Below are 9,363 nucleotides of genomic sequence, written 5' to 3' on the forward strand. Positions count from 1 at the left end.
TAAAAGCTAAGTTGAGAATAGAGATACAAAAAAAGAACTAGAATTCTAGTTCTTTTACTTTGCAACAATTTGCAATGAATCTTTCAAATCTTCTGTATAAACACATAAGTAGTTACCTGCAACAAGTTTGTTATTTGTTTCTACTTCATGATTTGCATCCATTAACCATACAGCTGAAACTGGAGTATCAGGATGTTCTTCATTGTACTTTGTAATAAGGGCTAAGCCTTCTTCATAAGGTAGGGTAAATATAGTAGTACTCAATGCATCTGCTACAGCACTGTTAGGTGTAATAATTGTTACTGAATGAAAGTGGTCCGCTGGGAAATTGGTACGAGGATCAATGATATGATGATAGATGTTTCCATCATCAGCAATATAGTAACGTTGGTAATCACCACTTGTAACAAATGATGCAGTACCTTTTCGTTCTACAATTAATGTTGAGCCATTTCCTTCAGGGTTTTCAATTTGTACACGCCAAGGTTTATCATCTTGCTTTGTACCGATTGTACGCGTGTTACCACCGGCATTTACGACGCCAATTGTAACTCCATGACTTTCTAATTCTTTTGCGATTACTTCGGCTGCAAATCCTTTTGCGATACCACCAACGTCCAATGAGACACAAGGATTATTAATAAATACAGTGTTGTTCTCATCATCAACTTCTATATATTCCCATCCTGAACAAGCTTTTGCTTTTTCAAGTTCTTCAGTTGAAGGAACTCTTCCAAGTTCTCCCTCACCCATGTAAAGTAGACCTTCTTCACGATATTTGTGCCAAACTTGAAGTAATGCACCCATCGTGATATCCAACTCACCATCAGAATAATCATAGAATTCTTTGGCTACATTGAGCATATCGATAATGGATTGATCAACTTCAACTGCAGCAATACCGGCTTGGTCGTTGATTGTTTTTAAATTGTTGACACCATCATAAGTATGATAGATATCAAAATACTTGTTTAGCTCCTCAAATTTATCAATTGAAATTTGGAAATACTCATCAAATTTCTCCTGAGATTCAGTTGTAACTTGGATGGAAATGAATGTATCAAATCCAGAGGTTATTGATGTATTTGAGTAGGTTTCAAGTTTCTTCGATTGGCATCCCGCTAAAAGAGATAAAACCATGATAAATACGACTATTTTCTTCATTTTAATCACCTTGGATATTATAGCATAAAGGTCAAAACTTTTATAGAAAATCATATCTATCAATGGTATAATAGGTGCGAAGTCTTTTTTGACTTGATTATAAAGGAAAGGAATAAAGAAAATGTCATTTATTATTGGACCAATGCGCAAACATGTTAATGGACACAAAGAACTTACAAGCCATAACGAAGTTGTAAATCTAAGCCCAAACACAGTTGCTATTCCATTGGTAAGCGGAGCAATGACTGCTGACTTACTTGTGAATGAAGGGGATAAAGTTAAAGTTGGAACTAAAATTGCACAATGCAATGGAAACTTTACAATCCCAATGTTTAGCCCTGTTTCAGGTACCGTTAAAGGTGTACAGCAAATTATGCATTCATGGTTAAAACCAGTTGATCATTTGGTTATTGAAAACGATCAACAATATACATTTGAAGCTGCATTTACACCATTAGATTTTGAAAAAGCATCTCGTGAAGAATTAATTGAATTTACAATGAATGCTGGAATTGTTGGTTGTGGAGGTGCAGGATTTCCTACTTATGTAAAATATAAATTTGCAAAGGATATCCAATTATTAATTATTAATGCTGTAGAGTGTGAACCTTACATTACTGCAGACTATAAAGTAATGAAAGCTCATGTTGAAGACTTAGTATTAGGTACTAGAGCATTATTAAAAATGTCTGGTGCACCAAAAGCTAAAGTCGCTATCAAAGTGACTAAGAAGGATTTCATTCCTACATTACAAGAAGCATTTAAACCTTATTCTAATATTGAGGTAGTAGCTGTACCTGATGTTTACCCAATGGGTTGGGAAAGAACATTAGTTTATGAGCTAACTAAAAAACGTTATGAAAAGTTACCTAGTGAATGCGGATGTATCGTAAATAATGCGACAACAGCAGTAGCTATGGCTCAAGCTTTAAGAGAAGGAAAACCAATCGTTGAAAAAATCATTACAGTTAGTGGAGATGGTATCAAAACTCCAAGTAATGTTAAAGTTCCAGTTGGTGTAAGTGCTAAAGAAGTTGTTGAAGCTTGTGGTGGTTATGCTGCAGAAGATGTACTTCTTATTGCAGGAGGACCAATGATGGGTAAAACGATTACAAGTGATGCATTTGTTATCGCACCATATTCAAATGCTTTAACAGTATTTATCAATAAACCAGTTGAAGCAATCAAATGCTTACGTTGTGGTAAATGTTCAGATCATTGCCCAGCAGGTCTTCAACCAGTACGTATAAATAATGCTGCAAAAGTTAATAATGTAGCATTACTTGAAAAATTAAATTACGATGCATGTATTGAATGCGGTATGTGTTCATATATCTGTCCATCTAAGATTGATGTAACAGAAGGTATTCGTAAAGCTAAACGCTATATGGCGTTAAAGAAGAAATAGGGAGGGGAGAATAACGATGAAATTTACTTTTAAACCATCTCCAAACTATCGTGATAAACAATCAACACATTCAATTATGATTGAATTGATGATTGGTTTATTGGTTGTCTTTGGATTTTCTGTATTTTATTACACTACAGAATTTGGTACACAATATGGAATTCGCGCTATTGGTTTATTATTAACAGCATTAGTTGCAGCATTTGGAACTGAAGCAGTTTGGTATGCTTTTAGCAAAAAGAATGTAATTAAGGAAATTAGTAATTCATTCCCAGCAATTACTGCAACTATTCTTACGTTAATGGTATCAATCAATACAAGTTACTATGCATTAGCAATTGCAACAATTATTGCGATTCTATTCGGTAAATTAGTATTTGGTGGATTTGGTCAAAACGTATTTAATCCAGCTGCTTTAGGGCGTGCTGTTATTATGACAAGTTTTGCAGGTTCAGTTGTTGCGGATTTTGCAACAGGTGCTACTCCAACAGCAGCATATGCTTCAGCAGGTTGGATGAGTACATCAGCAAGTGCATTTGATGCATTTGTAGCTAACTTTGGTGGCATGAGTAATATGTTTGTGGGTATGTATCCAGGAGCATTAGGGGAAACAAGTGCATTAGTTATTATCTTAGTTGGTATTTATTTAGCAATTAGAAAAGTAATTGACTGGAGAGTTCCAGTTGTATACATCACAACAATGTTTGTCTTAACATTTATGGTTGGGGCAATGCATGGTCAAGGTTTATATTATCCATTATTCCACTTATTATCAGGTGGAGCATTATTTGGAGCTGTATTTATGATGACAGATCCAGTTACAAACCCAACGAGTGCAGCAGGTAGAATTATCTTTGCAATGGGTTGTGCAATCTTAACAATTGTTATTCGTCTTAAAGCAAATCTTCCAGAAGGTGTATTGTTCTCAATTTTATTAATGAATATGTTGACACCAGCTATTGAAAGATTAACTGATGGACAACAAATTAAAATGATGAAGAAAAATATCATGACAATTTGCATTGTTGCTGTTGTTGGTATTGCATCTGTTGCAGCATGTTCTTTAGCTGTAACTGCAAAAGAAACAACAGGAACTGAAGGTGGAGAAACAACAGAAGGTGGTGCAGGAACAGATGCTCCAGCACTTGCTTTAGGTAATCCAATTGCATTAGATGCTGATTTCTCAAGATTTGATGCTCAAGTTGAATCGAGTGAAGGTGGCGTTTATGTTGTTAAAGTTAAGGGTTATGGTTTAATCGACCCTGAAGGTCATGCTGGAGAATCTGGCATTGATTATGCAAGAAACGTATTTGAAGTTGAAATTAATCCTGAAACAAATGAAATCATGAGTATTAAAAACACAACATTCGGAGATACTCCAGGTATTGGAGACAAAGGTGTTAGTGAAGAATATTTGGAAACATTTGTTGGGTTAAACACAACGGATGTTACACAAGAAGTTGATACAGTAACAAGTGCTACTTGGACAAGTGAATCTGTTGTTGCTGCAATACAAGCTGCAATTAATGCAGTGAATGAATAAGGAGGGGACTAGTCGATGAAGAAAATTCTTTACTTAGCTTGTTTCCTAGCTATTATTAGTGCAATTGCAGGTGGTGCATTATCTTATGTTAATAGCATTACTGCTCCAATCATTAAAGAAATGGGCATTGCAGCTGAAAAGGAAAATCTTGAAATTATGTTCCCAGGTGCGGAATTCGCTGAAATTGAATATGTTGATGAAACAGGTTTAGTTAAAGGTGCATATGAAGCAACTGGTAAAGGTTATATTTATAAAGTTGAAACAAATGGTTATAGTTCTACACCAATTATCTTCATGATTGCATTTGATAATGATGGTAAAGTAGTAGGATTTACACCACTTCAACAACAAGAAACAAGTGGATTTGGTAGTCGTGTATTTGAAGATGGTTACACAAGTCAAGTTATCGGTAAAACATCTGCAGATGGATTCCCATTATTATCAGGGGCTACTGTAACAAGTTCTGCTGTTGTAAATGGTATCAATGCTGCTAAATCAGTATTCAATGAAATGATGGGTATTACGGCTGATCCAAATGCTCCAGTTGAGGAAATCAAACCTGAACTAGCATTAGGTAATCCAGTTAAATTAAGCGAAGACTTTGCTAGATTTGATGCTCAAGTAGAAGAAACTGGTGATGGTGTTTATACAGTTAAAGTTAAAGGTTACGGTTTAATTGATCCAGAAGGACATGCTGGAGAAAGCGGAACAGAATACGCTAGAAACGTATTTGAAGTAACGATTGATAAAGCAAATAACAAAGTAGTAAGTGTTGTTAACACTACATTTGGAGACACAACAGGATTTGGAGATAAAGCAACGAGTGAAGATTACTTAGCTTTATTTACAGATTTAGATGCATCAAATCTTGATCAAGATATCGATACTGTAACAGGAGCTACATGGACAAGTAAGTCTGTACTTGCTGCTGTACAAGCTGCTATCAATGCAGCTAATCAATAAGGAGGGGAAACAGAATGAATAGAATGAAAAATTTCACAGCTGGATTCCTTCGTGAAAATCCAGTATTTGGATTGTATCTTGGATTATGTTCGGTATTAGCGATTTCTACAACAATAAACAATGCAATTGGTATGGGTGTAGCAGTTATTGCTGTACTTGTTGTATCAAATGTTGTTATCTCAGCAATGCGTAAAATCATTCCTGATGAAATTCGTATACCAGTTTATATCGTAATCATTGCGACATTAGTTACGATTGTAGAAATGCTTATTCATGCATATGCTCCAAGTTTATATTCAGCATTAGGTGCATTCATTAACTTGATTGTAGTTAACTGTATTATCTTGGGACGTGCAGAAGCGTTCGCAAATAAAAATGGTGTATTTGATTCAGCATTAGATGGACTTGGTATGGGTCTTGGATATACTGCGAGCTTATTAGCTATTGCAGTTATTCGTCAATTACTAGGAACAGGAGCATTAAGCTTCTCAAATCCTTTTACTAACCAAATTATCTTCAATGTTCAAATTATTCCAGTTGGATTTGAAATTCCACTATTTACTACTGCAACAGGAGCATTCTTAACGTTTGCTTTACTAGCTGCTGCATTAGCTGCATATAATGCAAAAAAAGCAGAAAAAGAAAAAAAGGAGGCTAAATAATTATGACTGAAATGTTTTCTATGTTTTTAGCCGCGGTATTAATTAATAACATCGTATTATCTAAATTCTTGGGTATGTGTCCATTCTTAGGAGTATCTAAGAAATTAAGTTCTGCTGTAGGTATGGGAGCCGCTGTTATCTTTGTTATCTTTGGTGCTTCTATCTTCACATATGGTATTTATTATTTAGTTCTTGAACCAAATAATTTAGACTACATGAAATTAATTACATTTATCTTAGTAATTGCAGCGTTCGTTCAATTTACAGAAATGGTAATTAAGAAATTCTCACCAAGCTTGTATAAAGCTTTAGGAATTTATTTACCATTGATCACAACTAACTGCGCAGTATTATTTGTAGCGTTAGACAACATCACTTCTAAACTTAATTTTACAGAAATGTTAGTAAATTCAATTGCAGTACCAGCAGGATTTATGTTAGTGTTGGTTATCTTCTCAACTATACGTGAACGTTTAGATACAGCAGATATTCCAAATGCATTTAAAGGAAATCCAATTGCGTTAATTGTTGCAGCTGTTATGGCTTTAGCATTTAGTGCATTTGCGGGATTAGTATAAAATGCTAGTAGCACTTCTTGTCTTTGTTGCCTTGGCAGCAGGATATGGGGCACTTTATTACATGAATCATAAGACACCAGTCCCTGCGGGCTGTGAGGATTTAAAAGCAGATTGTGAAGGATGTAAAGTAACTTCTTGTGAAATTCATCCTGTACACGATATAAGTAAAGGAGAGGAAAAAAATGATTGAAGCAATCATAATGATGTTAGTAGTTGGTGCAGTTCTTGGTGCAGCACTTGGTGTTGCAAACAAGGTATTCTATGTTGAACCAGATACTCGTGTTGATGATCTAACTGCAATGTTACCAGGTTATAACTGTGGAGGTTGTGGTTTCCCAGGTTGTGCTGGACTTGCTCAAGCCTTAGCAGATGGGGAAGCAGATGTAACAGCTTGTAAACCTTCTAAACAAGATGCAAAAGATAAAATCAAAGAATATCTTGCAAAATAAATAAGAGAGAAGAGTTGAAAAACTCTTCTTTTTTTTAGGTGTTACGCTCCATTTACATAAAAATAAGTAGGAGGAAATTTATGAAGAAACTATTTTGTATATTTTTACTACTAAGTATATTCATTGTAGGAAACTTATTTGCGTTAGATATCATTACAAATAGGAAAATTAATTTGGTGGAGGTTTATGTTGCTAATAGAGATATAGGGCCAAGAGAAACAATTACTATAAATGATATAAAAAGTATTACAGTTCCAAAAAATTATGTCTTAGAGAATGCAATTAATAATAAAAATGAAATCATTGGTAAAATCACGACACTTCAAGGATTAATACCAAAGGATTCATTGTTTTATAAGTCACAACTGGAGAAATTTGAAACTCTTCCAGATGCTGCTGTTTCTCTATTAGATAAAAATCAAGTTGCTTTTATATTGACAAATGAAACTGGTGGTTTGGATTTATCATCCTTTACAGTGGGTCAAAGAATTGATATTTATGTTTCTATTGAACAAAGAAATGTAGATCCGATATTTGATTTACTATTAGAGTCGGTGAGAGTTGTGTCTATTAAAGATAGAAAAGGAATTGAAATGAGTGATGAAAGTTCTGGTTCGCCATTTTCATTAACACTCGCCATTGAAAATGAATACATTAGTCTATTATCAATCGCTCGTAAAATAGGTACACTTGAACTTTACGCAACAAATAAGAGTTATGATAAGAAAGAAACAAAACTTAATCAAGAATCTAAGATTTTAGAATATATAAAACAACCGTAATCGCTAGATATCCTCATCAAAAAGAAGTATACTATTTTTAATATTGCAGGAGGGATGAGGAATGTACAATCAAAAGAAAACAAGTGCTTTATTAAAAACCATGTCATTTGAACGATTTGGAGGAACTAAAGAGGAATTAAAATGCGCGAAACTTATTCAAGAGGAATTAAAGAAAATTAAATTAGATAGCAAATTAGAATCATTCCCAGTACAAATGGGGAATATTAAAAAAGCAAAACTTGAAGTTGTTGCACCATTTAAAATGGATATCGAATGCAATGCATATATGTGTTGCGCTAATACACCAGCTAAGGGAATAGAAGCAGATTTCTATTATTTTGAACAAGCAAGTGAAGTCAATGTGAAACAAGCTAAAGGTAAAATTTGTTTAGTGAATGGTTATGTAGGTATGAAACTATATAAAGACTTTGCAAAAGCAGGAGCAATTGCATTAATTTCATTTAATGGAAATATTGATTTTCCAAATGGCTATGATTTAGATCGTAGAGAAATGAGAAAAACATTAGCGGGAATTAAAAATATTCCAGCAGTAAATATTCTTGTAAAAGATGCGATGATGTTAATAGAAAAGAATGTATCGAAAGTAAAATTAACAACTATTCAAGAAACTACAACTGTAAAATCTCATAATGTTGTATGTGATATAAAGGGTACTGAAGGCAGTGATGTGATTGTGCTTACAGCGCATTATGATTCTGTTCGCTTCTCTAAAGGGGCTTATGATAATGCAACAGGATCTGTTTGTTTATATGCTCTTGCGGATTACTTCAGTAAAAATCAACCTAAACATACATTAAGATTTGTTTGGTGTGGATCTGAAGAAAGAGGGTTACTTGGATCTAAAGCATATGTGGAGAAACATAAGAAAGAATTAGATGATATTAAGCTTTGTATTAATATAGATATGATAGGTTCAACGTTGGGTAAACGTATCGCTGTATGTACGTCTGATATGAGTTTAGTGAACTGTATTGATTATTTAGGTAAGGTAGTAGGTTTTCCAATTAGTGCTAAACAAGATGTATACTCAAGTGATTCAACACCTTTCGCAGATGCGGATATTCCAGCTTTATCATTTGCACGGATTACACCAAATGGTGGGGGAGATATTCACCACCGCTATGATGTGTTAGAACATTTATCTGATCGCTATTTATTTGAAGACATTGACTTTATCCTAGAATTCACAAAGCGTATGGCAAATGCATACATTATACCAGTACCAAGAGTTGTTCCTCAAAATATGAAAGATGCAATTGATGCATACTTTTGTAGAGAAAAGGGGGAAAAGAAATAATGTTTAGAGAGTTAAGAAGAAATAAGCAATATTTAACAAACGAAGAATGTATCGCTATTTTAAATAATGCTACTTCAGGTGTTTTGGCGGTATTAGGTGATGAAGATTATCCATATGCAGTGCCTTTAAGTTTTGTATATGATGACAATAAGATTTATTTTCACTGTGCTAAATCAGGACATAAATTAGAAGCTATTCAAAAACATGATAAGGTATCTTTTTGTATCATTGATAAAGATGAAATTATTCCTCAAGAATATACAACTTATTTTAGAAGTGTAATTGTATTTGGAAAAGCACATGTAATTGAAAACGAAGCAGATAAAAGAAAAGCTCTAGGCATTTTGGCAAAGAAATACTCTCCTAAAGAAGTAGGGATAGAACAAGAAATTGATCGTTTCTTTGAATCGGTATGTATGGTTCAAATTGATATTGATCATATGACTGGAAAAGAAGCAAAAGAATTAGCAATGAAAAAATAAAAAAATGAAAGATC

Annotated in this window: 11 protein-coding genes; 10 read left to right on the forward strand and 1 reads right to left on the reverse strand. The window is 33.9% G+C overall.

What is annotated here, in order from left to right; all coding sequences use genetic code 11:
* Nucleotides 1-54: 54 nt before the first annotated feature.
* Complete coding sequence (locus RR643_RS06430; RefSeq protein WP_332482718.1) at nucleotides 55-1,164, reverse strand: FAD:protein FMN transferase; 1,110 nt, start codon at nucleotides 1,162-1,164, stop codon at nucleotides 55-57.
* Nucleotides 1,165-1,285: 121 nt separating this feature from the next.
* On the opposite strand from RR643_RS06430, the gene RR643_RS06435 reads away from it, so the two are divergent.
* The 10 genes from RR643_RS06435 (at nucleotide 1,286) to RR643_RS06480 (ending at nucleotide 9,349) form a co-directional block, all read left to right on the forward strand.
* Nucleotides 1,286-2,572: an RnfABCDGE type electron transport complex subunit C gene (locus RR643_RS06435; protein WP_332469578.1), complete on the forward strand. Its 1,287-nt coding sequence runs from the start codon at nucleotides 1,286-1,288 to the stop codon at nucleotides 2,570-2,572.
* Between the two features lie 16 nt (nucleotides 2,573-2,588).
* Nucleotides 2,589-4,115, forward strand: coding sequence for an RnfABCDGE type electron transport complex subunit D (locus tag RR643_RS06440; protein ID WP_332469579.1), 1,527 nt, complete (start codon nucleotides 2,589-2,591; stop codon nucleotides 4,113-4,115).
* Nucleotides 4,116-4,130: 15 nt separating this feature from the next.
* A complete protein-coding gene (locus RR643_RS06445; RefSeq protein ID WP_332472381.1) occupies nucleotides 4,131-5,078 on the forward strand; it encodes an FMN-binding protein in 948 nt (315 codons plus the stop codon).
* A gap of 14 nt (nucleotides 5,079-5,092) precedes the next feature.
* Nucleotides 5,093-5,740: an electron transport complex subunit RsxE gene (rsxE, locus tag RR643_RS06450; RefSeq protein ID WP_332469946.1), complete on the forward strand. Its 648-nt coding sequence runs from the start codon at nucleotides 5,093-5,095 to the stop codon at nucleotides 5,738-5,740.
* A 2-nt stretch (nucleotides 5,741-5,742) separates the two neighbouring features.
* Nucleotides 5,743-6,318, forward strand: coding sequence for an electron transport complex protein RnfA (locus RR643_RS06455; RefSeq protein ID WP_332469947.1), 576 nt, complete (start codon nucleotides 5,743-5,745; stop codon nucleotides 6,316-6,318).
* Between the two features lies 1 nt (nucleotide 6,319).
* Nucleotides 6,320-6,508: a hypothetical protein gene (locus RR643_RS06460; RefSeq protein WP_332469948.1), complete on the forward strand. Its 189-nt coding sequence runs from the start codon at nucleotides 6,320-6,322 to the stop codon at nucleotides 6,506-6,508.
* Nucleotides 6,501-6,767: an RnfABCDGE type electron transport complex subunit B gene (locus RR643_RS06465; protein ID WP_332469949.1), complete on the forward strand. Its 267-nt coding sequence runs from the start codon at nucleotides 6,501-6,503 to the stop codon at nucleotides 6,765-6,767. The genes RR643_RS06460 and RR643_RS06465 overlap by 8 nt, the downstream gene beginning before the upstream one ends.
* An 80-nt stretch (nucleotides 6,768-6,847) precedes the next feature.
* Complete coding sequence (cpaB, locus tag RR643_RS06470; RefSeq protein WP_332469950.1) at nucleotides 6,848-7,549, forward strand: Flp pilus assembly protein CpaB; 702 nt, start codon at nucleotides 6,848-6,850, stop codon at nucleotides 7,547-7,549.
* Nucleotides 7,550-7,610: 61 nt separating this feature from the next.
* Entirely contained in the window at nucleotides 7,611-8,867 is a 1,257-nt protein-coding gene (locus tag RR643_RS06475; RefSeq protein ID WP_332482719.1) for a M28 family metallopeptidase, read from the forward strand.
* Nucleotides 8,867-9,349, forward strand: a complete 483-nt coding sequence (locus RR643_RS06480; protein ID WP_332482720.1) for a pyridoxamine 5'-phosphate oxidase family protein — start codon at nucleotides 8,867-8,869, stop codon at nucleotides 9,347-9,349. The genes RR643_RS06475 and RR643_RS06480 overlap by 1 nt, the downstream gene beginning before the upstream one ends.
* Nucleotides 9,350-9,363 lie beyond the last annotated feature (14 nt).

This window comes from Anaerorhabdus sp. (genome assembly GCF_036637135.1).
Lineage (GTDB): Bacteria > Bacillota_I > Bacilli_A > Erysipelotrichales > Erysipelotrichaceae > Anaerorhabdus.